Origin of the sequence: Rossellomorea marisflavi, assembly GCF_001274775.1 — a bacterium.
Classification (GTDB): domain Bacteria; phylum Bacillota; class Bacilli; order Bacillales; family Bacillaceae_B; genus Rossellomorea; species Rossellomorea marisflavi.
In genome coordinates this window covers 195,572-219,191 of sequence record NZ_LGUE01000005.1, presented here as the reverse complement: position 1 = coordinate 219,191, position 23,620 = coordinate 195,572, and the positions used below count along the sequence as shown (strand labels likewise).

The following is a 23,620-nucleotide window of genomic DNA, read 5'->3' as shown; positions in this document are numbered from 1 at the left end:
ATGATGGATATTGTATTTCACGAACTTGATGTAGTGGAAGAGAAGGCTTTTGATTTCGCCGTGATCAGCGTTGATTTTCAGGGGCAATGGATTTTTGTGAGGCATACTTCACGAGAAACCTGGGAAATCCCAGGAGGGCACAGGGAGCAGGGTGAAACGATTGAGGAAACGGCCAAGAGAGAGCTGTTTGAAGAAACCGGATGCCAGAGTGCCACATTCACTCCAATTTGTGACTACTCTATCGGAACCAGAAGTGGCAGACTGTTCTACGCAGTGGTGAAAGAGATTGGTTCAAAACCACCATCTGAGATCGGAGAGATAAGGTATTTTGACACTCCGCCCCATCCCTTGACCTACCCCGATGTTCAACCGCTTTTATTCGAGAAGACCCTTTCTTTCATGAATAATTCGAAATAAAGCAAAGAACCGCCTCAACCAAGGCGGTTCTTCAACGATTCGATGGCCAGATTCAGTGCGGTCAGTCTCCGTTCATTCAATGTCAGCTGGGGGCTTCCAACTTTGCACTTTACTAGCTGTTTATGAATCGAAGGGAGGATGTCTTCCAGCGTTTGTTGAGAAGTAGCGATGACGTCTCTTTCATATGAAAAACCGGTACCGTACCAATCGCTTCTCAGGCTGTCGATTGCTGTCTTAATAGCATCGACCCTCTTTTTCACCAGGGTGGTGTTCGCTCCTTTCCCCTCAATGCTTTCATAGGCGTTCGAGAGCTTGCGGTAGGTCGATTCCAGGGAGTCCAGGGACGCCTCCTGATCGGCACTGCTTATCATGGCCTCTCCCCGCCTTCTGAACGGGGTTCCCACAACCGCAACACTTCCACCAGATCGACACCGTCAAAGGTCAGCCGGTACACATCGGGCATATCGAGGCTCTCCCAAAACGCCAATCCATACCGGGGGTCAAAGTGATTCATGATGAGCACCATGATATTCCCGTGGGTCCCGACGGCCACGCTCTTCCCTTCGTATTCTTTTAGAAGTTCAAGCATGGCTGAGACGCCGCGCTTCTGGGCATCCATATTCGATTCTCCGCCTTCCCAGTGGAACGAAGGCTCTTCCCACACCTTGCGGATCGCTCCTTGAAAATCGTCTAAGGGTTCCGAAGATAGAAGCCGTTCCCTAAATCCGTCTATCAGGATCACGTCTTGATTCAAGGATGCCGCTGTACCCTCCACCGTCTGCACCGCACGCAAGAACGGGCTGGACACCACATGGTCGAGGTTTTCGGATTCTAGTATCCTGGTCATACGCCTGGCATCCCTCATCCCTTTCTCCGACAGAGGCCTGGTGAGCTCCTCCGGTGTATAGGTGGAATGGGCATGTCTGACGAAATAGATTACAGTTTTCATTGAATTCTCCCCTGCTTGCTTTTCTTCTATCCTAGCATATTTTTCCTACATGTCCCTGATTCGTTTCGTCAGTTCATTGAACCTCGCATCAAGCTCGGCGTATTCCTTTTGGGTAGGGGTCATGAAGCTCAGCTTCCCGAGGACCTCCTGGCACTCGGTCTCAAGCTGCATCTTGAGCTCTTCCCGTTCGTTCTTTGAAGGCTCTGCCTGTTCCCATTTTCTCACCATTTTTCTGTTTTCAATCGTAATTTCAGCCGATGTCGTCTTTTCTAAAAAGTAGCGATCGTGGGAAACGACGATGAGGGTGCCATCGTAGGCTGCCAGGGTATGTTCCAGCTGCTCGCGGCTCAGGAGGTCCAAGTGATTGGTCGGTTCATCGAGAATCAGCACGTCCCGGTCCTCGAGGATATACTTGATGAGCTTGCACTTCACCCGCTCTCCCATGCTCATATGGCGGATCGGCTCCTCCCACTGGCTTTTGCCGAATCCGAGATAGATCATGAGGTTCCTCACCTGCCCGCGGTCGTGAAACGTCTCCCTGTAAAAAAGATTCTCCGGTGTCTCATCGAGGGGTAAGTCGAAGACCTCCTGGGTGAGGTAGCCGATCTTCGCCGCAGGTGATAGCCACATCTCCCCTTCATCAGGCGTTTCTTTTCCCATGATCATATTGAGGAACGTCGTCTTCCCGCTCCCATTGCCACCGGTCACCGCAACCCGCTCCCCGTTTTGAATCGTGAAGGAGGCACCGCGGAAAAGCTCCTTGCTTCCATGGGCTTTACCAAGATCCTTTACTTCAAGGAGACGTTTGCCGGCCCTTCTGCCCGCACGGACGGAGAGGTGTTTCTTTTCCTCCACCTCGACAGGCTCGGCATTGATCCGCTCGATTTCTTTCTCAAGCCGCTTCCTCTTCGATTTCACCTGGGCGTCCATCCGTTTGGCCTTCGAACGGTAGAACTCCTTCGGAAATTCCTGCTTTGTCGACTGGGCATGGGCTTTTCCTGACCAGGAAGTAAGGTCCTGGATCTGTCCCTCGATCCGTTCGATGAGCTTCTGCTGCTTCTCATATGCCCGCTGCTGGGTGAGCCTGCGCTGCTCGACGATCTTCACGTATGCCGAGTAGTTCCCCTCATATGTCACAACCGTCTTGTTCTCGATGGACCAGATCACATCGGCCACCTCATCGAGGAACGCCCGGTCGTGGGAGACCAGGATGACGGTCCCGCGATATCCCTTCAGCTCCTTGATCAGAAATCCAATCCCCTCTTCATCGAGATGGTTGGTCGGTTCATCCAGAAGCAGCAAATGTGCATTCTGAGCGATTCCGCGTGCGAGTCTCACCTTCAGCTTTTCTCCACCGCTCAACTGTTCATACGGTCCATCCGGCACATCCCATTTCTGAAGGAGCGCTGTTTCCCCAGAGGACAACGCTTTCCTTGAATGATCCATGGCTTCCTGCTCCACCATCACGGTCTTCAACCCTTGAATCAGCGGTGTGATACTTCCTGACGACGGTGCAATGTCACCGTTCAACAGCTTCAGAAGAGTCGATTTACCGGCCCCATTATTTCCGATGAGACCGATCACCTCCCCCCTTCTAACTCCTGCCTTCACCTGTTCCAACAAAAGCGTTCCTTCTATTTCAATATTCACTGAATCGATTTTCACTAATTCCTGCATACAATCCTCTCCTCATTCCGGGAGAACACAAAAAATCCTCCCACGATTTCTGGAAGGATTAGCCGCAAACTACCATACACAAATAAGCCCGATGGAAATGGGACCTATGGGAAAAATGGGCAGACTAATCCTACTAAATATCATTCGAAATTCATTCAATTTCAAATTCTACCTACCAAGATTAGTTATCCATCGTTCACCCATCATCCCTTTCCCTTAACATTAGCCTAATCGTACCATCCACATCCCCATAAATCAATCCTCACCCATGGAAAAATAAGTATTGGAAAATACAAGAATGCGAGCTATAATACCTGTACCCAGCCATAAGGAAGGGATGCGTTTGAATTTTAACCTACTACACTCGTACACACCATAAAGTGCAGCGGAACGAAACGGACCCTTCCCTTCTTCACTCCCATAAAAAAGGGGGTGAGGGGTCGATCTTCCACCACTACACTCGTACACACCACAAAGTGCAGTGCAGCGAAGGACGGCCGACTCCCGCGGGAATAGAGGCAAGGTTGAGACCCTGCAGGCGCAAGCCGAAGCGGCTCAACTGCCTCCCCGCAGGAAAGCGGCCGGCCGCAGCGGAACGAAACGGACCCATAACCAACTACACAAACCACTACCAAAGGAGACTACCACCATGTTCACATTCCAAGTCCAACCAAACCTAACACTAGCCCTTCTCCAACCCCACCACTCCCAAGAAATCTACAACCTCGTCGACACCAACCGCCACCACCTCAAACACTGGCTCGGCTGGGTAGACGGCGTCCAATCACCCGACATCTACCGCGACTCCATCATCCCCGCCTGGCTCCAACAACTCGCCGCCAACGACGGATTCACCGCCGGCATCCGCCACCACGGCAAACTCGTCGGGATGATCAACCTCCACTTCATCAACTGGAAAACCCGAAGCACCAGCATCGGCTACTACCTATCAGAAGAAGCCCAAGGCAACGGAATCATGCAGGCCTGCGTCACCGCCATTCTCCAGCACGCATTCGACGACCTCAACCTGAACAAAGTCGACATCCAGTGCGCCGAAGGCAACAAGAGAAGCCGCCACATCCCCGAACGTCTCGGATTCAAACAGGAAGGCATCTCCCGCGACGCCGAATTCATCAACGGCCATTACAACGACATCGTCACCTACAGCCTACTTGCAAAAGAGTGGAGAGCAACTAGCAAATAGGGGATACGGTGCGGTTGCTACCTGAAAGACGCACAAGAACCGTCTCCATGCGTCACACAAAAGCAAAAAGGGACGGCTCCGATACTTCCTAATGGAAGAACCGGAGCCGTCCCGTTGTATCATTCGATCGTTCGATCTTCTGTCGGGACAAGGATATCTCCTTTTGTCCCTTTTTTCAATAGAAGGTGAAGAATGGTTTTTGATAGTTTGCTTGGATGATAGGGTTTCATCAGATAGTCGCTTGCCCCTAAGGTCAACCCCTTTTCTTTCTCATCAAGGGCAGAGGAGATGATGATCGGTATGCCGGTCAGGCTCTCTTCCTTCTTGATCTCCTCAAGCACATCCCAGCCATTCAGTTTACCCCCAAGCATGATATCCAGGACAATGGCATCGGGTTTCGTCCGCTTCAGACGCTCGATGGCACTTGAGCCATTCGTCGTGTGATCCACCTGGAAGCCGCTCTCGGAAAGCTCTGTGGCAAGAAGGGATGCAAGGCTCATATCGTCTTCAATCACAAGGATGTTGTGGCCGTTCCCCTGTTCTTCCTCCTTGAACGTATCAAGGGTGATGACCGGGAGGGTGACCGTGAAGGTGCTTCCTTTTCCGAGTTCAGACGACACGGTCACAGACCCGCCGTGGGCCTCGATGATTTCCTTGACGATGGTAAGGCCGAGGCCCGTGCCTCCAATCTTCCGCCGGTCTGAATTGTCGATCCGGTAGAATTTCGTGAAGAGCTTCCCGATCGCCTCTTCCGGGATGCCCAATCCTTCATCGCGGATCTCGATGGAGATCCGGTCTTCTTTTTCCTTCATGAGGATCGTGACGTCCCCTCCATCCGGTGAGTATTTCACCGCATTGCTGATGAGGTTCGTGAACGCTTGTGTGAGTTTATCCCCGTCACCGAGGACGATGGTGCAATCCGTTTCTCTCCCGATCGTGAAGGTATGATGGGGTGAACTCACCTTCGTGAGGTCCACGATATTCCGGATGATGTCCAGGACGTCTTCATACTTCTTCTCAAATGTCTGTTTCCCGGATTCCATCCGTTGCACGTCGAGGAAGTCATTGATCAGGGAGGTCAGACGCTGCGCTTCCTTGTAAATGGTGTTCAAGTATTTCTTCGTCCGCTCCGGCTTCAGATCACGGGTCAGCATGAGTTCCGTAAAGCCCAGGACACTGGCAAGTGGCGTCCTCAGCTCATGGCTTACGGTACTCACGAATTCCGATTTCATCTGGTCGACTTCGTATTCCTTTGTGATGTCCCGATGGACGAAGATGGTACCGACATGCTCCTCCTCGTGGTAAAGGGAGGTAGAATACACCTGGAAGACATCGTTTCCTTCTGTAAGCCTGTAGATCATGCTGTGACCCGTTTCCTGATTGCGGATGACATTTTGATAATAATCCTTGAGTTCATCACCGTTTTCCACCTGGGTGACAATGCTGCAGCCCCACTTTGAATATGGAGCATCTTTCAGGGCTCCCATGTCACTTCCGATGATCCTCGCAAACTTGGTATTCACCAGCAGGCTGTCGCCCATCGGGTCAACGAGCTGGATCCCTTCCTGAAGATTATTCAGGATATCCTGGTTCATGTGACGTACCCGTTCGGAATCCTCATAGAGCAGGATGTTCCTGAGAGAAATGGAGATCTGCTTCGCAAACCCTTTGTACTCCTGCTGTTCCTTGTCGGTGAATCCGTCACCGAAGCGGCTGAACACCATGAAGGCCTCCAGCTCTCCTTGAGCAGACAGGACCGGGATGAACAGGTCATAAGAATACATGGTTTCCTCATGATAGCCTTTTTCCGCTGTGACGAGCTCACGTTTTACACAGAACGGTTCCTTGGTCTCGAATAACCGCTGATGAAGACCATTCTGGATATGGGCAAGGAACTGGCCGATGGCTTCCTTGGATACCCCGAAGGAAGCATGGGTATCCTGGTCATCCATGAGGACGATGATCCCCCGTGGTGCGCCCATGATGCTACACATGCTCTTGACGATGCTTTCCAGTACCTCTTTCTTATTGAGGGAGTTCGATATCCCATTGATGAATTCGTTCCGGCGTTCAAGCTGCTCTCCCCTGTCGCGCGCAAGATGAAGCAATCGTTCCAATTCCTCCTGCTGGACTTCGAGCTCATCCTGCTGGGCCTGGAGCTCTTCATTCTGGGAAACGAGATGATCTTCTTTTTCCTGGACGGTGAAGATCATTTTCTCAAATGCGCGGGACAGCTGGCCAATCTCATCATGGCGGTCCTTATTGAATGTCCAGTTTTGATACGTACCGGTCTCGGCGATATGTTGGGCGGAGGTGGCCACCTCTTCAAGGGGCTGACCGATCTGCTTGGCAATCGAGCGCATGATCCGCATCAGTAGGAGCAGCATGAGCAAGACGAATACCAGGAAGATCGTCTGACTCGTTGCTTCCTTGGCCCGGAGTTCTTCATAAGCTTCATCAGTGGACTGTTGGATGTTGTCATTATAGGCGTCCAATTTTCCAAGGAATTCTTCTACTCTAGCAGTTCCACCACTGGCAGAGTTATCTTGGACACCCTGTTCATCGCCGTCTTCCACAAGTTTAATTGTCTGGTTAACAATATTTACATAGTAATCATAGAAATCTTCTACCTCGGAAGCGAAAGCGCCATCGTCTTCAGACTGAGAAATCTTATTCATTTCTCCTATGGTGACTTTCAACTGCTTCTCGAGGTTTGTAATGCTCTGCTTAAATTCAGGTCGTTTAAACGCCACATACCCGCGCCCTTCAAAGAAGATCCGGTTGAACTGCCGGTCAAGCTTCTGGGCGACTTCCTTCCGGTCATCGAGCTTGGCTTTCGTCTCATCGTATTCAACGGAAAGCCTGTGATCGTACCAGTATAAACAGCCTGCTCCTATCAGGAACACGAGGATGAACCCTGTCATAAGGACGATGATCCGTCGTCTCAGGCTGGAATGGTAGAATTCAAGGAGTTTATCCATTCAGAATGTCCCCGATCTTCTCCATGAGTTCGACCGGGCTGTAGGGCTTCGACATGAAGTAGTCGGCACCGGCGGCAAGGACAAGGTCCTTATCCGCCTGCTGATTCTTCGCCGATACCATCATGATTTTCACATCGCTCTTCCCGTGGTGGTTCCTCACCTGATCGATGACCTCGAGGCCCGAATAGGCGGGCATCATGTAGTCAAGGACGATGAGGTCATAATCGGTCCCGAGTATGTGCTCGATCGCTTCCTGTCCGTCGGCCGCTTCGTCGATGTCATATCCTTCATCTTCAAGGGTGTCGACCATGAGCATGCGCAGCACTTCTTCGTCTTCCGCAATCAAGATCTTCGCCATGTTCATTTCCCTCCTTTTCCATACGCTTCTTGCAGAATATAATAGGAATCTTTTAGTCTTTCATGGAAGGTCGGCTCTTCCCACTCTTTCCATGAATACCGGTAAAACGCCGCCGGATCCATGAAGCCGTCTTTCAGTGCCGGATAGGCGTAGGATTCCTTCCCCTCTGTTTCATAAAGTCCGATATTGATGGCGTCGATTTTCTTCTTGCCTTCAATTCCCGCCTTCCACATATCCCCCATGGCATCCTTGAGACTTGGATCCTTGATGTTCAGGAGCTGCCATGGGATGCGGATTTCGGTCATATCGCCTTCAGGAGATACGCTGATATCCGTGAGGGAGTCATAGTCTTCATCCCCGGGGTTCGCCGTCCCGAACTGCATCTTGCCCGTTTCATAGGATTCGAACGGCAGGGTCTTGCCCTGGATCGTCAGTTCCTTATTCAAGGTCAGGCGGATCGGATGATAGACGCCGTTATCCTTCTTGCCCGCATACGGCTCCTTGTCGATCATCTCGAGGAGGTTCCCGTAGTGATAGTAGTAGCTGTCGTAATAGCTATCGACAAGAAGTCGGGCGCTCTGATCCCCATTCATATGAAGGACGAAATCCACTCCTTTGGTCTTCACATCATCAACCCCTGGGATGGTCGATTGACCCTGGTCCGGGATCGTATCGAAGAGGAGGTAGGAATCCTTATCCTTTACGGAGTCCGTATCGACCCTCACGTATACATATCGTTCATCACTGGAAACGTAGAGGGCGTGGTCACCGTCCTCGAATGCAGGTTCAATGCCCTTGAACGCCCAGTCTTCTCTGCGTCCATCGACATGGAGGACGTCGGTGCGATTCTTGCCTGGATCAAAGCTCAGGACGCCGAACTGCTGTTCATTCGTCTGGGCATTAGACCAGAACGGCCGTCTGTCCGGGTCATCATAATCCATCGTGTTCCATGTCCGTTTGAACCATTCATCCTGCCAAGTAAAGACCATTCCCCCTGCCAGATTTTCTGCCAGGATGTCTTCAAAGAGCCTGCGGTCGATTTCACCCTGCTCTTTTTCAGAATGATGCCCTTGATCAAGTCCGTCGACATTCCGGTGGGTCAGGCCGCGTGAGCCCGGCACGCCGAATTCAGCGACGACGAGCGGCATGGTATGGTGCTTCTTCATATCATTCAGATAGCCTGCATAGTTGTTTTTCTCGCCGCGGTGATCGAGATAGTTGATGTACGCCGGCTCATAGTTGAGGAAGTCCGGGTAGTACGGATAGATATGGTACGATGCGAACAATCCCGTATACAGCTGATCCGTTGCTTTGATGACGTTCGGATCCACCGATACCATGTCTTCCTTCTCGGAAGGTTCATATGGATGGTCAAGGAGGTCCGTGGTCACCCAGTTGGTGAAGCTGACCGGGCGCTGCCATTTATAGGTGGAGGTCTCATACGATACGGCTTCATCCATCATGGTGGAGATCCATACCTCAAATGGCTGGGCCTCTTCCGTATAGAGATACTCACCCTTCAGATCCTTCATGCCCTTGTGTTTTTCGTTCGTCGAAAGGACCACTTCCGGATCCCACTCGACCCCGAACACCCAGCCGAGGACGTAAGGCGAAATATCATATTTGTATTGACCAGAAGCATGGCCAGGACGATCGGGAATGTCTGCATTCCCGTGGATCAGATCGACCGTGCGTTTGATTTCATCCTGGAATTCTTCGGTGTTTTCCTTGGCGAAGGCATCCTTCGTCTTCAGGAAGATCTCTTCATTCACCCACACCCCGTGGAAGAGGTAGAGGGGTTTTTCAGCCATCCGATTGTATTCATAAAAGGCTTCATAGAACTCCGGAGGATGGATCGTATAGACCCGTAGGGAGTTGGCATTCATGGCTCCGATCTGCTTGAACCATCTCAGGTACTCTTCCTTGGTGATGGCCGTCTCGCCGGGGAAATGTCCGGGCTTGGCAATCCCCATGTTGACGCCCTTGATGGTGATATCCTTCCACTTGCCGTCCTGGTTGATCTGGACGTAGTCAGATCCCACCTTGCCCGCAAGCTTGATGCCGTCCTCGACTTCCGTTTTCTGCGCTTTCGCCTTGGGCTCATCCTTCTGGCGATGGATCCTCTCCAGGATCGTGTCCATCATCGGGGCATACGCCTTCCAGTAGAATGCCGTTTCTTCATCCGGTCCCGAGCGCCCCGTCCACTTCCGCCATGTCGGCAGTCCTGATGTCTGATACAGATTCGGTACGTCCGGCTGGTCGGCGAAATCACCGCTGAAGTAGTATGTTTCGAATTGACGGTTCTCTTGGTGGATCACAGCCGGGAAGCTTGTCGGCAGATTGATCCCCTTCAGCTTATCTTTTCCCTTGTCGGTAAGGGACATGGAATACTCGGCCAGCACCTCGGCCGGATTGATGGCTTCGACGATATCGAACCAGTAGGAATAGGCAACCGACATGTCTTCACCGAATTCTCCTTCCCCCTTTTTGGTGGTGGAGAAGATGGCTCCTTTATCGGTGATGTCGTCCCCGTTCAGGATCATCAGGCGATCCGACCGATCGACGAGGACGAAGCCGCCACCTTTGAACGCATAATCCTTCCCGTACTGTTCTTTATAGTTGCTGCGGACCCACTCAGGGACCTCTTCGCTCGTCATGTCGGGGAAATAACGCCCGATCCACCCTGACCATTCAAGGTTGAAAAGGGAGTAGAACTTACGCCTGACCTTCTCATCCGTGGGATCGGCCATGGAGTTGAACTCGGCGATGATGGTCTTCCCTTCATTCAAGGCCATGGACTTCAGGGAGTCGATTTCTTCCTCCTCTAGCCCTCCATACACCTTGGAGGAGCGGGAACCGGAGACATTTTCCCTATCCAGGTCTTCCTCATACACCCCGTATGTATCGGTGATGTAGACGGCATCATAACCTTCAGCGGATTCCGGAACAGACGTCGGCTTCCCTTCCTTCGGGTCATAACCGATGTAGTCTGTGTCCTCCCGGTAGTTACTACCGTCGCTCTGCCTATATTTCTGCTGATTCAATAGCCACATCAAGCCTTTATGCTCCCGGTAGCTTTCATCGGGAACGGTCTTATCCACAATCATCAGATCAAGATCTTTCTTCCCCTTCACCTGCCATACCCAGAACGGGGAGGTCAGGAAGAGGACGATTCCCAAGATGAAGATCAAGAAGCCATAACGTTTCACGTTGTTCATTTGGATACTCCTTTTCTCGCCATTTCACCCCAGCCCCGCTTCTTGCGGAGGAAGTCGATGATGCCTTCACAGCGCCAGAGGACGGTCAATGGGCGATACCAGAGGGTTTCTGTTAGGGAATAGAAGAATAGTTTCGTAATGTCAGATGCCTTCGGATATTTCCGGATTGTCCATTCCTCCAGCAGCACAGCCGACATGGAAAGGATCGAACCGTAGAAGATCGATAATAAGAATAAGAGGATGGCAAACTCCAGATATACGCCGCCGAACAGCAGCGAAACGATCATGATGAGATAGCCCGTGAGCTCCACGACCGGTCCGAGGAACTCGATGATGAGGAAATAGGGCATGCTCACCATGCCTATGGAGCCGTATTTCGGATTGAACAAGAGCTTTTTGTGGATCCACAGGCTCTCGAACAGTCCGCGGTGCCATCTGCTCCGCTGTCTCCGCAAGTATTTCATGGACTCCGGTGCTTCCGTCCAGCTGACGGGATCCGGGACGTAGACGATTTGTTTGTCTGCCTTCTCTTCTTTCACGAATCGATGGAGCCTCACGACGAGTTCCATATCTTCCCCCACCGTATGGGCATAGCCCCCGGCCCGGATGACCCAGCTCTTCGAGAAGACGCCGAAGGCCCCGGATACGATGAGGAGAAGATTGTGCCGGCTGAGGCCGATTCGTCCCATCAGGAACGCTCTCAGGTACTCGATTACCTGCATGACGACAAGCGGAGAACGGGATAACCCGATCTTGACGATCTCTCCGCTCTCGATGTCACATCCATTGGCGATCCGTATGCTTCCGCCCGATGCGATGACGTCCCCGTCAGATTCGATGATCGGCTTCATGACCTTGAGGAAGGCTGAACGCTCTAAGACCGAATCTCCGTCGATGGAGCAGAAATACGGGAAGTTGGACACATTGATCCCTGCATTGAGGGCATCGGCCTTCCCTCCGTTTTCTTTATCGACGACAAGGAGGTTCTTATACAGCTTCGATTGATAGACCGCTTTGACGGGCTGGGTTTCGAGCTGTTGACGGATGACCCACTTGATCTTCACAAGCTGGAACGTCTCGATGAGCTTCTCAAGGGAGTCATCCGTCGACCCGTCGTTCACGATGATCACTTCGTATTCAGGATACTCGATGCTCAGGAGGGACCGGACCGTTGCCATGATCCCGACGGATTCATTATAAGCAGGCACCAGGATCGATACTGGCTTCGTCTGTGAAAGATGAAGGAGTTCTTCATACGGTTCCCAGTCGTCAAGCTGGTACGATTTCCGCAGCTGGAACATGGAGATCACAAGTAAGATCGTATAAAAAGAGATGACGAGAATCATATAAATGAGAACAAACCACCCGATGCCGAGCAGGACGTTTCCCCATGCGTCTGAAATGTTCATGTGATCCTGCCCCTTTCCAACCATTGTTCCGCCATATCCCTGGCATAAAGATCTTCTTCTGATACAGCCATTTCCTTCAAGATTTCTTGACCCCGTTCCAATCGCATGATGGCCTGAGCCGCCTGCGACCTTACATAGAAGGACGCATCCCTCATCAAGCTGATGAGAAGGCCGGTCAATTCAGGATTACGCACGTATTCACACACCTTGATGGCCATGAGCCGTTCCTGCCAAGACTCTGACTCCAGGTGTTCGGCAAGTAGGTCAGGCGGAAGATAATGCTCCATGGCCACGATCGCTTTCAAGGCACGGATTCGGATCTCGGAAGATGCCGATCCGAGCTTCTCCTCCAAAAATCCTGCATAACGTGGATTCTGCCTCATGCCGATGCTATCAATGAGGGAATGATGCATGACCTCCGGCAACTCCCCTGCCACCTCCATGAGTCCCTCAAAATCTTCATTTTCAAGGGCTTGGAACAGAAGGCTGTACTCAAATTCCGTGAATTCATGCTTCGGATGCATAAAGGCTTTCATCACGTCGAGAGATCCGTTTTTGATGTGGATCTTGAGAATTTGGATTTCTTCTTGTTTGGTCAGTTTACGGGATTGATAGACCCTGTCGAGTTCGGTTTTCATGGTGCGCATCCCGAAGTCCTCGATCCAGTACAGACCGTTCATCCGCATACTCCACCGCCGGTGACGGAGATGCTTCTTGATCTCCCCGTCAAAGTGGTCCTCTGCGAAAAGGCGGATCCTCATGAGGATATCTTCGCTTGCGAATGTTTGGGAGAAACCCGCCATCAGCTCGATCAATGCCCTGACCTGAAGGGGATCCCTTCCCACTTCAACTTCCTCCACCCCTTCCCTGAGGAAATGGAAAAGAGGAAGCTGGAGTTCCTCTTTATATGCCTCTATACTTTCACGCTTCTTCGTTTCTCTTATTTTTTTCATGACAAGATAAAGAAAAATCGAGAATAAGATGATCAGGAAAATCCCGAGCATCACGACAAAAAACAACAGCTCATCTTTGAACAATGGCCTTACCTCATTCTTTTCAGTATTTGATTCAAACGCGCCTCGAGCTCAAGAAGCTTGAAGGGCTTGGTGATGTAATCATCGGCTCCAAGCTGCAAGGATCTCGAGATGTCACGTTCGCTCCTTCTCGAGGTTAGCATGATTACCTTATAACGATCGGAATCCTGACGTCGTCGAAGATGTTCCAGTACCTCTAGGCCATCCATCTTCGGCATCACTCCATCAAGGACGACGAGGGTCTGTTCGCGGTCATGCCACTCGTCATAGAGGAAGGATTCTCCGTTATCGAACGTATTGACGTCATAACGCACGCCCGGTTGTTGGGGAAGCTTCGCCACGATGTCACTCATCACGGTCCGGATGATGGGGTCATCATCCACGATGGCCACCTTTAGGATTTTTTCATGAGAAGGGTCGAGACTCAGAACTTCGGATTTCACCCGGTTCCGGCCCCCTTCCTTTGCTTCATACAGAGCCGTATCCGCTAGACCAAGCCAGTGCTCGAACGGTCGGCCCGGATCGGTGATCTCCGCCACTCCCGCTGAAAACGTACAGCTGAATGCTTCTCCGGCAAAGAAGGTATGAAGGCTGAAGTCCTCGCGGAGGACATTCAATCTGGCCACTGCTTCATGGAGGGGAGCTCCGTGAAACAGGATGACGAACTCTTCTCCACCGTAGCGGAAGATGATGTCCTGTGCCCCCACCTTCTGTTTAAGGTATCCGGCAAATTCCCTAAGCACTTGATCTCCGATTAGATGGCCATATGTATCATTTACCTTCTTGAAGTGATCGATATCGAGGATCGCCACGCATAGCTGACGATCCCCTTGATCCTTCAGTCTGGAATACGCTTGTTGAAGATACTTCCGGTTATACACATGGGTAAGCTCATCGATGAGGACGAGGGATTCGAGGTGCTTCTTCCGTTGAAGCTGGCGGTCGACCCTGACAAGGAATTCATCCATGTCCACCGGCTTTGCCATGAAATCATCGGCTCCTACCTTATAGGCCTTGACCCGGACCTCCTTGCTCCTATCGGCACTCATCATCACGGCTGGAACATAGTGGCTCTTCAGGTTCTGCTTGAAGGAATCAAGCTCTTCATCATCCGCCATATCCACATTGAGGATCGCGCAGTCGGGACGGACATCATAGTACAGACCAATCGCCTTTTCCGTACTGACGACAGGCACCACATGCCACCCTTCTGCCTCCCCCTTCTCCTTTGCCTCCATCAGAAAATGGGTATCCGTATCCATGATGAGGACAACCGGTCCCTCTCCCCTGCGCTCGTATTTCCTGGAGAAATCGGGGATTTCCCCTTCTACATGAAGATAGCAGGCTTCGATGATGTCGAAGAGTTCATCCCGGATTTCCGTCATACTCCACATACGTGAATCTTTCTCCGGGAGCCCATCCATGATGGTACGTGCCTTCTTACCGATTGCATCCAAGCCCAAAACGGAGGCGGACCCCGCCAGGGAATGGATGAATCGGTACACCTCCTCATGGGGGATCTTCTCTGCGACTTCCCATTCCGACAGCTTCTTGCGAATATTTTCAAAGAAATGCTTTGTATACTTATCCATATACCCGTCTTCCTTTTCTCATTGATCGGCTGATCTTTCAGCCGTAGACCGTCAACATAGCTAACTAATTATACTCCTGCCAAATCATCTTATCTAGATACTTTATTAAGCATTTTTTCTTCATATGTAAGAAAAAACCTCTCACTCCCCAATGTACCAAATTCCGTAATCCTCTTCCATGAAAGAATGGCTGAAATAGGGTAAATTGAGACATTTTTAAGGGGTCTCCTCTTCTTTTAGAAAAATAAGGATGTTTGACCCATTAAAAAATCGGCGTCCTATGGTACGGACGCCGATTTTCATTACCCCTCGGTCGAAACAAATTCTTCAAGTGCTTTCACTGCCTCATCCTCATCGCTTCCATCCGCAATCAGGTTGACGGAAACGCCGGTGCCGACAGCCAGGCTCATGAGTCCCATGATGCTTTTGGCATTCACTTTCTTCCCATCCTTCTCAAGAAAAATATCAGATGAGAAGCGATTTGCCTCCTGAACGAATAGTGCAGCGGGCCTTGCTTGAAGACCGGTTTTCAATTTCACTTCTATGCGTTTTTCTACCATTGGACACTCTCTCCCCTTTGTCGTCGATTACGAATGGATTTTCTCGCCCGCCCTGATTTTCTCAGCAAGCTGATCAATCTTGCGCAAGCGATGGTTGATTCCTGACTTACTGATTGTCCCTCCGGATACCATTTCACCCAGTTCCTTCAGGGTTACATCCTGATATGTTACGCGCAGCTCGGCGATTTCCCGGAGCTTATCAGGGAGAACTTGGAGCCCCACGTGCTTCTCGATGAACTTGATGTTCTCGACCTGTCTCAGTGCGGCACCGATCGTCTTATTCAGATTGGCGGTCTCACAGTTTACAAGCCGGTTGACCGAATTCCTCATATCCCTAACGATCCGGACATCTTCGAACCTCATGAGGGCGTTATGGGCCCCGATGACATTCAAGAACTCCGTGATCTTCTCTGCTTCCTTCAGATACGTGATGAAGCCCTTCTTGCGCTCAAGGGTCTTGCTGTTGAGCCCGAATGAGTTCATCACCTCTGACAACGCTTCGTTGTGTTCTGCGTAAAGAGAGAAGATTTCAAGATGGTAGGACGAGGTTTCCGGATTATTCACGGATCCCCCTGCAAGGAAGGCCCCGCGCAGATAAGAACGCTTACAGCACTTCTTCTTGATCAGGTCTTCGGATATATTATGGATGAAGGTGAAGCCCTCTCCGAGTATCTTCAAATCCTCCAGGATCATCTTCGAGTCTTCCTTGATCCGGACGATGTAGACGTTATTCTTCTTCAGCCTCATTTTCTTCCGGACAAGGAGTTCGACTGGGGTGTCGTATCCCTTTTTGATCAATGTGTAGATCCTTCTGGCGATGGCAGCATTCTCGGTCTGGATGTTCACCACAAGCTGCTGATTGGAAAAGGACAGTGATCCGTTCATCCGGATCAGTGCTGAAAGCTCGGCATTCGCACAGCAATCCTTCACCTCGATATTGGTAAGTTCCTTTTTCGTTTCTGACGCAAACGACATCCCCATCACCTCCTAGCAAACAACATTATTTCTCCAGTGACTCCTTCAGATATGAAAAGATCATATCGGCCACCTTCTCTGTATTATGACGCACAAGCTGGTTTTCGTAAGATAGAATATCCTCGGCCACCACTTCGAGTCCCATGGACGCCAGCTTCTCCACGTCATAATGGACGGGCTTAGCCTGCTCTTCGCGGTAGAGGGCCTTCACTTCTTCCGGCACCTGCTTCTTATTCACAAGCACGCAGTCGATGCACGGCACTTCCATATGATCGAATATCGCCTTTACATGGTCACTCGCAGAGTAATCAAGGGTTTCCCCCGCTTGGGTCATGATATTGCATATATAAAGCTTTTTCGCTTCTGACCGGCAGATCGCTTCACCGATCCCCGGTACAAGAAGATTCGGCAATATACTAGTATATAGACTTCCCGGTCCCATCACAATCAAATCGGCTTCGTCGATGGCGCGTACCGTTTCACGCAGCGGTTTCACCGAATCCGCGTCGATGAAGACGCGCTTGATCCGTTTCCCCGCTTCAGGGATACTTGATTCTCCCGTCACGATGGAACCGTCCTCCATCTCGGCTTTCAGGACCACGCTCTGATTCGCAGAAGGAAGGACCTTCCCGTTGACATTCAAGACGCGGCTCATCTCTTGGATCGCGTGGACAAAGTCCCCCGTGATCGAGGTCATGGCAGCAATGATCAGATTGCCCAGTGCATGACCGGATAATTCATTTTCTGTATCAAATCGATGCTGAAACATCTGTTCAATCAATGGCTCTACTTCAGACAGGGCCGCGAGTACGTTCCGGACGTCTCCAGGCGGAGGGATGTCCAGGCTGTCACGCAGCCGGCCGGAGCTTCCGCCGTCATCTGCGACGGTCACAATGGCCGAAATATCGATCGGGTGCCGCTTCAATCCCCGGAGGAGGACAGGAAGCCCTGTCCCTCCACCGATCACGACAACCTTAGGCTGATCAGTCATGTTGTTATGCCCTTTCTCTTCTGGATGTCCCGGTGGGAAATGATGGTCTCATAATCCTCTTCAAAATGATGACCGATATACTCCGCCAAGGCGACAGAACGATGCTGGCCGCCCGTGCAGCCGATGGCGATCACAAGCTGACTCTTCCCTTCCCGCTTATACTGAGGAAGCATGAAGGAAAGGAGATCCGTCACCTTCTCGATGAACTTCGACGTCTCGTTCCACTTCAGAACATATGTCGCTACATCCTCATCGAGGCCCGTCCGTGGACGCATGGACTCGATGTAATGGGGATTTGGCAGGAAGCGCACATCGAACACCAAATCGGCATCGATGGGAATGCCATGCTTGAACCCGAAGGAAACGACATTCACGGTGAAGATGCTCTGTTTATTCACTGAGAACTCCGTCAAAATCTTCTCGCGGAGCTCACGAGGCTTCATTTCCGACGTCATATAGATCATCTGGGCGCGCCCCTTCAATTCTTCCAACAGCTCCCGCTCCTGCTTGATTCCCTCAAGGGGAAGACCTGCAGGTGCCAGCGGATGGGTACGGCGTGTTTCTTTGTAGCGGCGTACCAGGGCCGCATCATCGGCATCCAGATACAGGATCTGAGGCGTCACCCAAGACGTTTCCGCCAGTTCATCCAGTGATTTAAAGAGGTGGTCGAAGAACTCCCTTCCCCTGAGGTCCATGACGACCGCGACTTTATTCATCTTATTACCCGACTCTTTCATCAGTTCCAGGAACTTCGGAAGCAGGGTCGGCGGCAGGTTGTCTACGCAGAAAAATCCCAGATCTTCAAAGCTCTGCATGGCAACCGTCTTGCCGGCACCCGACATCCCGGTGATGATGACTAATTGTACTTCATTTACTGAACCCGTACTCATGCTCTTCCCCCCTGTAAGGTTTCTATCTATCTGCTATCGTGTAAACCCAGCTCAGCTCGGATCCAATCGGTAGGACAAAAGCTTGAAATCTGGCGTATAGGTGAAGGTGCCATAAATGGTCTTCTTACCGTGCAGGAGATAATCGAGGATATGGAAATCGCCTTCCGCCATGGGAAGCTCCCGGATCTCTTCGATATTATGCCACTTGATCGTACCTTCCTCCGACTCCTGGAAGTTCACACCATCGGCTTCTGTTGCAAAGAACGAGAACATCATCCACTCCTGGACAATCTGATCTCCGTCTTTAATGATGAAGGTGAAAACCCCCTTCAAATCAGGGTTCTTCAAGTAGATTCCCGTCTCTTCCCGATACTCACGGATGACGGCGTCACGGATCGATTCACCGGACTCCATCTTGCCGCCGGGCGCGACCCACCAGTTCCTTCTTGGTTTCTGAAGAAGGAGAACCTTGTCTCCATCCAGATATAAGCAATTTGTAACTCTCTGCACTCCATTCACCTCAATCCGACTATGGGGCTGTAAAAATCCCCATTCTTTATCATTCTTTTTATTATACTATGAACGCATACAAGCCACAATGTCTGCGGTGGCGGGACAATGTCGATAAACATCGAATAATTTGTCCAAATCCCGGTACACGCAGACCGATACAGGCCCTCCGGCTCCACTGTTACAGTTTTGTGGCAAAAAAAAGAGACACAGGCGAGTCCTGTGTCTTAAAAGGGATTTATTACTTAAAAGGGGGTCAATTTCTTATTTTCTATATTACCCGATAAATATTGCACCTGTGTTACAGCAGATTTAAAACGGTATTACGGAATTGTTAACCTTTGTCGAATCCATGCTGACCCTTGTCGAAATGCGCATCAAAAGTTATAAGAATCCATGATTTGATCGGCAATCAGGTCATACCCCTTCCCGTTTGGATGAAGGGAATCAGAGAAATATTCCCCTTTCGATTTTCCTTTGAACAATGGGTTGGATGAAACGTATTTCACGTTTTCTTGCTTCTTCACTTCCTTGATGATCGTCTCATTCCAATCATCCACATACGCTTCGATCTTGTCGCTGTCCCGGTCCGGATACGGATTATACAGCCCGATCACAAGGATAGGAGCATCTTCATTCAAGGTGTGGAGCGTATCAATGATCTCATCGAGATTATCCAGATACTCTTCCTTCGCTTCCACGATCTTATCATGATGGAGAGGCTTGAAATCTCCGCCATTGCTTTTGATCAGATCATTCGTCCCGATATTGATGATGAACAGATCGGCATCTGGCAGATCCTTCGTCACGTCCGGTTTCATGAGCTGCTTCTGAAGCTGGTTTGACTTTTGACCAGGGATGCCCAGATTTTCGAATGAGTAGGTTTCATCCGTCTTTTCTTTGTTCACCTTGTCCTCCAGGCGACCGATGTAACCTGAGTTCTCCTTGTCTCCTTTTCCGTATACGAGGGAGTCCCCTAGGGCGACCACATATTTTTTGTCTGCGGCTTCTTTTTTATCTGTGAAGAATAAATAATAAGCTCCGGCCAGGAGGACCACAACCACCAGTACTCCGACCATTTTCCAAACTTTCATCTTACCCCGACCTTCCGTTTAAACTTGGATGTATGTGTGGTTATTTTCCCTGAAAATGCGGTTGTAATCCTGTTTATTTTTGGATTGGTGGATTTTGTGAGGGAAGTCCTATTTTTGATGTGGATAGTGTGTTCAATATGGGGATTCCCTTTGAAAGGGGGCGTTTCGTTTCGCTGCGGCCGGCCGCTTTCCATGGGGCGTGCGGTGAGCCGCTTCGGCAAGCCTGCAGGGTCTCACCCTGCCCGCTTTTCCCATAGGAGTCGGCCGGCCTCCGCTTCACTTCACTTTGTGCGTGGTAGAAAATCGTGCTGGATTTTACAGGGTGGGTTCATCATTTTCCTTGTTTATTGGGATGCGGTGTGGTGTGTGGGACCGGTTCGCTTCGCTTCGGTCTAGTAGGGATGCGCAGTTTGATGAGGGTATAACCCATTAATACGAAATGTTTAATCTTCAGACCTTTATTGCAGAAGCATTTACATGGTTTTCATCCGATTTCACAAACAAATAGGAAGGGAAATGGAAGGCTCCCGAGAATTACTTCTGTAAGGACATATTTCCGGAGGGGTTTATGACTGTAGATATAACTGGACAAAGTATGAACATTGAAGGCGTTGAACTATATTATGAATACACAAAGAGTTTTAGTGACCGTTTAACGATTGTCTTAGAGTCAGGTTATGGGTGGGATTTGACCAACTGGAATACGATTAGAGATGATGTTTCATCGTTTGCGAATGTATTCTTGTATGATAGGGATGGCACCGGCAGGAGCGGAAGAAGCAATAAACCGAAACATAGTATGCAAATCATTAAAAACTTGAGAAACCTACTTATGAAAGCTGGAGTGAAACCCCCGTACCTTCTTGTTGGGCATTCTTTCGGAGGGGTGAATGTGAGGTTATTTGCCAATCTGTATCCTGAAGAAGTGGCCGGTGTTATGTTGTTGGATGCTGTTCATGAAGAACAAAACAAAAAGATGGTACCACTATTCGCTCAGAACGTACAAAGAGAATATTATGGGCAGTTCACAGTAGAAGCTTCTCTAGAAGAGTTCGAAGAAAGTTTGGAGCAAGTAAAAGGAATAGATCTAGGGAGAACTCCTCTGCTTGTTATTACAGGAGGTTCACAGCCCCATCACACAACCCATTCTATGGATCAGTGGATGACATTCCAGAAGCAACTCGCTTCCCTCTCCACCAGAAGTAATCATCTTATACTTCACGACGCTGGACATGCCGTCCACATCGACGAGCCCCACTTAGTCATTCATGCTATTGAAGAAATGGTATCCAAGCTATAAACTCCTTTATCATTTTACTCACGTTAACCAATGTAAAAAAATGGACCTTATTTCGAGATGGAAAGCAGGGGAATGAGAGGGGAAGACAGAATGAAATATTGTACATATAAATCAATACAAGGAGATGAATACATGAGTACATCGTTTATTGAACAAGTGCATTATAACCGAATCCCCGTAAAAGACCTGGAACTGTCCGCGAATTGGTACAGGGATATCCTGGGGCTCCAATTGCTGTCCCTTAACGAGGAGCTTGCGATATTGAAGATCAATGAAGGTCCCTCCCTCCTCATCCTGGTTCCTACGCGGGATGAAACATATGCTCATTTCACCATCGATCAGGAACAAGCGTTCAGCATCGCATTCACCTCCCCGGACATACCCGGATTTCATCAGCACCTAACGGACCACCAAGTCAAAGTCGATAACATCCAACACGATGAAGACCACGCCTACTTCCACTTTCACGACCCCGACGGAAACAAATTTCAAGTTCATTGGTGAGGATGTTCCCACTACATGTTGGCAATTAGACTAAGGTGATAAGGGTTTGTCATATAGGAGTGCAACGAAGAAAAGGTACTCTATTTTTTCGAGGATCTGGAACAAGTGAACCATAGAGCAGCTGAAATCAAAGCAGTCTCCTATCACCTACCCATGCAACAGCAAGTGACCCCACAGGACATTAAATGACCAGAACAGCACAATCACCATCAATCATCGAACAGTGCAGTGCAGCGGAGGACGGACGACTCCCGCGGGAATAGAGGCAAGGTTGAGACCCTGCAGGCGTCAGCCGAAGCGGCTCAACTGACTCCCCGCAGGAAAGCGGCCGACCGCAGCGAAAAGGAACGCTCTTACTACTATCACTACCCACTTCAACAGCAAGAAGAAGAAACGGAGTTGAACATAAAACCTCCCCATCCTTCACCGAACAGTGCAGTGCAGCGGAGGACGGACGACTCCCGCGGGAACAGAGGCAAGGTTGAGACCCTGCAGGCGCAGTGTGCTGCCCCCTTATTACTAGACACCCCAATCCTAAAAGGAGGGGTTATAAATGAACAAGCACACCCGTACGTTTAAACTTCAACTGGCCAAGCGTTACTTGGAGGATGAAACGGTTAGTTTTCGAGATTTAGCTTCACAAGAAGGCGTGGATGCTGCTGCGCTGGGCTATTGGGTCAAGTTGGTTCGCCATCATGGTGATCAAGCCTTTTCTTTTCCCTATACATCGTATTCTCCTGCCTTTAAACTAAAGGTACTTCACTATATTACGGACAAGAATTACTCCATTCGAGAGGCATCTGCCTATTTCCACCTTCCCGATCCCTGTATTGTGCGCAGGTGGTTGAGAAAGTGGGAGAAAAGGGGACGAGATGCCTTCGATTCAAACGAAATGAGGGCCTTGACGATGACTCCTAAACCACCCAATCAACCTAAGAAATTAGAAGACATGACTCCCGAAGAGCTACGAGCACACGCCGCCTATTTAGAGATGGAGAATGCTTATTTAAAAAAGCTGAGAGCCTTAGTTCAGGAGGAATCATCACCAAACAGATCAAAGCGAAAGTAGTATTTGAACTAAGGAATGCGTTCCCGGTGATTCAGCTCATCAAAGTAGCGAACCTCCCTAGAAGCACCTATTACTTCATCAAAAAACAGTGGGACCAACCGGATCCTGATCGAAAGTGGAAAAGAAGAATTACCTTGATCTTCCGCCGTCATTCAGGCCGTTATGGTTACCGTCGGATTACGGATGTACTCCAGGCAAAAGGGTATGACATCAATAAAAAGAAAGTCCTTCGCATTATGAAAGCCCTAGGGCTCCAGTGCCTGGTAAGAAAGAAGAAATACCGGTCTTATGAAGGGGAAGTTGGAAAAGCGGCGCCCAACACCCTCGACCGAAAGTTCATGGCATCGAAACCGAACCAAAAATGGGTAACCGATGTGACGGAATTCAAGATTGCCGGACAGAAACTGTACTTGTCCGCGATGTTAGACCTGTTTAATCGAGAGATCATTACGTACACGCTTCACACGAAACCTAGCTTTGATTTAGTAGAAACGATGTTACTTCAAGGAGTCGAACGTCTACGTGAAGGCGATGACCTTCTTCTTCACTCTGATCAGGGCTGGCACTATCGCATGCCTAAGTACCGAAGGATACTCAAGGACCATCACATCACTCAGAGTATGTCTCGGAAAGGAAACTGTTATGACAACGCCGTGATGGAGAATTTCTTTGGCATCATGAAATCAGAGTTTCTCTACAGAGAAACCTTTCGTAACCTCAAGGAGTTCAACCGAAAATTAGAAGAATACATGGATTACTACAACCACTTGCGAATTAAGTCTACGCTCGGTAAAAAGAGCCCGGTAGAATACCGACTGTACACACAACGAATGAATCAAAAAGTGGGTGTCCAATAATTTGGGTCCAGTGCACAGCCGAAGCGGCTCA

General features: G+C 49.9%; 20 protein-coding genes and 1 pseudogene. 6 read left to right on the top strand and 15 right to left on the bottom strand.

Features of this window, described 5'->3' with window-relative positions:
- The gene (locus AF331_RS16295) at nt 1-417 is read left to right on the top strand and encodes an NUDIX hydrolase (RefSeq protein WP_053429148.1); all 417 of its coding nucleotides are present in this window, start codon (nt 1-3) and stop codon (nt 415-417) included.
- A gap of 14 nt (nt 418-431) precedes the next feature.
- On the opposite strand, the gene AF331_RS16290 is transcribed toward AF331_RS16295, so the two are convergent.
- From AF331_RS16290 to abc-f, 3 genes are read right to left on the bottom strand one after another with little or no spacing between them, the layout of a single operon-like run.
- Nucleotides 432-788: a hypothetical protein gene (locus AF331_RS16290; RefSeq protein ID WP_053429147.1), complete on the bottom strand. Its 357-nt coding sequence runs from the start codon at nt 786-788 to the stop codon at nt 432-434.
- Nucleotides 785-1,366 carry a histidine phosphatase family protein gene (locus tag AF331_RS16285; protein ID WP_053429146.1) on the bottom strand — a complete coding sequence of 194 codons (582 nt, stop codon included), beginning with the start codon at nt 1,364-1,366 and terminating at the stop codon, nt 785-787. The genes AF331_RS16290 and AF331_RS16285 overlap by 4 nt, the downstream gene beginning before the upstream one ends.
- Before the next feature lie 45 nt (nt 1,367-1,411).
- Nucleotides 1,412-3,043, bottom strand: coding sequence for a ribosomal protection-like ABC-F family protein (gene abc-f / locus AF331_RS16280; protein ID WP_053429145.1), 1,632 nt, complete (start codon nt 3,041-3,043; stop codon nt 1,412-1,414).
- Nucleotides 3,044-3,692: 649 nt separating this feature from the next.
- On the opposite strand from abc-f, the gene AF331_RS16275 reads away from it, so the two are divergent.
- Nucleotides 3,693-4,247: a GNAT family N-acetyltransferase gene (locus tag AF331_RS16275; RefSeq protein WP_053429144.1), complete on the top strand. Its 555-nt coding sequence runs from the start codon at nt 3,693-3,695 to the stop codon at nt 4,245-4,247.
- A gap of 119 nt (nt 4,248-4,366) precedes the next feature.
- On the opposite strand, the gene AF331_RS16270 is transcribed toward AF331_RS16275, so the two are convergent.
- From AF331_RS16270 to AF331_RS16215, 12 genes are all read right to left on the bottom strand, one after another.
- Nucleotides 4,367-7,228: an ATP-binding protein gene (locus AF331_RS16270; RefSeq protein ID WP_053429143.1), complete on the bottom strand. Its 2,862-nt coding sequence runs from the start codon at nt 7,226-7,228 to the stop codon at nt 4,367-4,369.
- Nucleotides 7,221-7,586: a response regulator transcription factor gene (locus AF331_RS16265; RefSeq protein WP_053429142.1), complete on the bottom strand. Its 366-nt coding sequence runs from the start codon at nt 7,584-7,586 to the stop codon at nt 7,221-7,223. The genes AF331_RS16270 and AF331_RS16265 overlap by 8 nt, the downstream gene beginning before the upstream one ends.
- A gap of 2 nt (nt 7,587-7,588) precedes the next feature.
- On the bottom strand, nt 7,589-10,804 hold the full coding sequence (locus tag AF331_RS16260; RefSeq protein WP_053429141.1) for a hypothetical protein: 3,216 nt from the start codon (nt 10,802-10,804) through the stop codon (nt 7,589-7,591).
- Nucleotides 10,801-12,213, bottom strand: coding sequence for a glycosyltransferase family 2 protein (locus AF331_RS16255; protein WP_053429140.1), 1,413 nt, complete (start codon nt 12,211-12,213; stop codon nt 10,801-10,803). Before AF331_RS16255 ends, AF331_RS16260 begins: the two co-directional genes overlap by 4 nt.
- Nucleotides 12,210-13,250: a HEAT repeat domain-containing protein gene (locus AF331_RS16250; protein ID WP_053429139.1), complete on the bottom strand. Its 1,041-nt coding sequence runs from the start codon at nt 13,248-13,250 to the stop codon at nt 12,210-12,212. The genes AF331_RS16255 and AF331_RS16250 overlap by 4 nt, the downstream gene beginning before the upstream one ends.
- A gap of 5 nt (nt 13,251-13,255) precedes the next feature.
- Nucleotides 13,256-14,839 carry a diguanylate cyclase gene (locus tag AF331_RS16245; protein WP_053429138.1) on the bottom strand — a complete coding sequence of 528 codons (1,584 nt, stop codon included), beginning with the start codon at nt 14,837-14,839 and terminating at the stop codon, nt 13,256-13,258.
- 302 nt (nt 14,840-15,141) lie between these two features.
- Nucleotides 15,142-15,399 (bottom strand): HPr family phosphocarrier protein, encoded by a 258-nt coding sequence (locus AF331_RS16240; RefSeq protein ID WP_048006712.1) that lies wholly within the window; start codon nt 15,397-15,399, stop codon nt 15,142-15,144.
- A gap of 27 nt (nt 15,400-15,426) precedes the next feature.
- Nucleotides 15,427-16,374, bottom strand: coding sequence for a DNA-binding protein WhiA (gene whiA / locus AF331_RS16235; protein ID WP_048006711.1), 948 nt, complete (start codon nt 16,372-16,374; stop codon nt 15,427-15,429).
- 25 nt (nt 16,375-16,399) lie between these two features.
- On the bottom strand, nt 16,400-17,365 hold the full coding sequence (locus tag AF331_RS16230; RefSeq protein ID WP_053429137.1) for a gluconeogenesis factor YvcK family protein: 966 nt from the start codon (nt 17,363-17,365) through the stop codon (nt 16,400-16,402).
- On the bottom strand, nt 17,362-18,255 hold the full coding sequence (rapZ, locus tag AF331_RS16225) for an RNase adapter RapZ (protein WP_053429136.1): 894 nt from the start codon (nt 18,253-18,255) through the stop codon (nt 17,362-17,364). Before rapZ ends, AF331_RS16230 begins: the two co-directional genes overlap by 4 nt.
- A 51-nt stretch (nt 18,256-18,306) precedes the next feature.
- Nucleotides 18,307-18,765: an 8-oxo-dGTP diphosphatase gene (locus tag AF331_RS16220; protein WP_048006708.1), complete on the bottom strand. Its 459-nt coding sequence runs from the start codon at nt 18,763-18,765 to the stop codon at nt 18,307-18,309.
- Between the two features lie 377 nt (nt 18,766-19,142).
- Entirely contained in the window at nt 19,143-19,859 is a 717-nt protein-coding gene (locus AF331_RS16215; protein WP_053429135.1) for a GDSL-type esterase/lipase family protein, read from the bottom strand.
- Between the two features lie 568 nt (nt 19,860-20,427).
- Between AF331_RS16215 and AF331_RS16210 the strand changes: the two genes are divergently transcribed.
- The 4 genes and pseudogenes from AF331_RS16210 (at nt 20,428) to AF331_RS21990 (ending at nt 23,589) form a co-directional block, all read left to right on the top strand.
- The gene (locus AF331_RS16210) at nt 20,428-21,159 is read left to right on the top strand and encodes an alpha/beta fold hydrolase (protein WP_053429134.1); all 732 of its coding nucleotides are present in this window, start codon (nt 20,428-20,430) and stop codon (nt 21,157-21,159) included.
- Between the two features lie 132 nt (nt 21,160-21,291).
- Nucleotides 21,292-21,663 (top strand): VOC family protein, encoded by a 372-nt coding sequence (locus AF331_RS16205; protein ID WP_053429133.1) that lies wholly within the window; start codon nt 21,292-21,294, stop codon nt 21,661-21,663.
- 228 nt (nt 21,664-21,891) lie between these two features.
- Nucleotides 21,892-22,242: a hypothetical protein gene (locus AF331_RS22545; RefSeq protein ID WP_160316574.1), complete on the top strand. Its 351-nt coding sequence runs from the start codon at nt 21,892-21,894 to the stop codon at nt 22,240-22,242.
- Nucleotides 22,217-23,589 (top strand): annotated as a pseudogene (locus tag AF331_RS21990) (IS3 family transposase). Before AF331_RS22545 ends, AF331_RS21990 begins: the two are co-directional and overlap by 26 nt.
- The last annotated feature ends 31 nt before the right edge of the window (nt 23,590-23,620 follow it).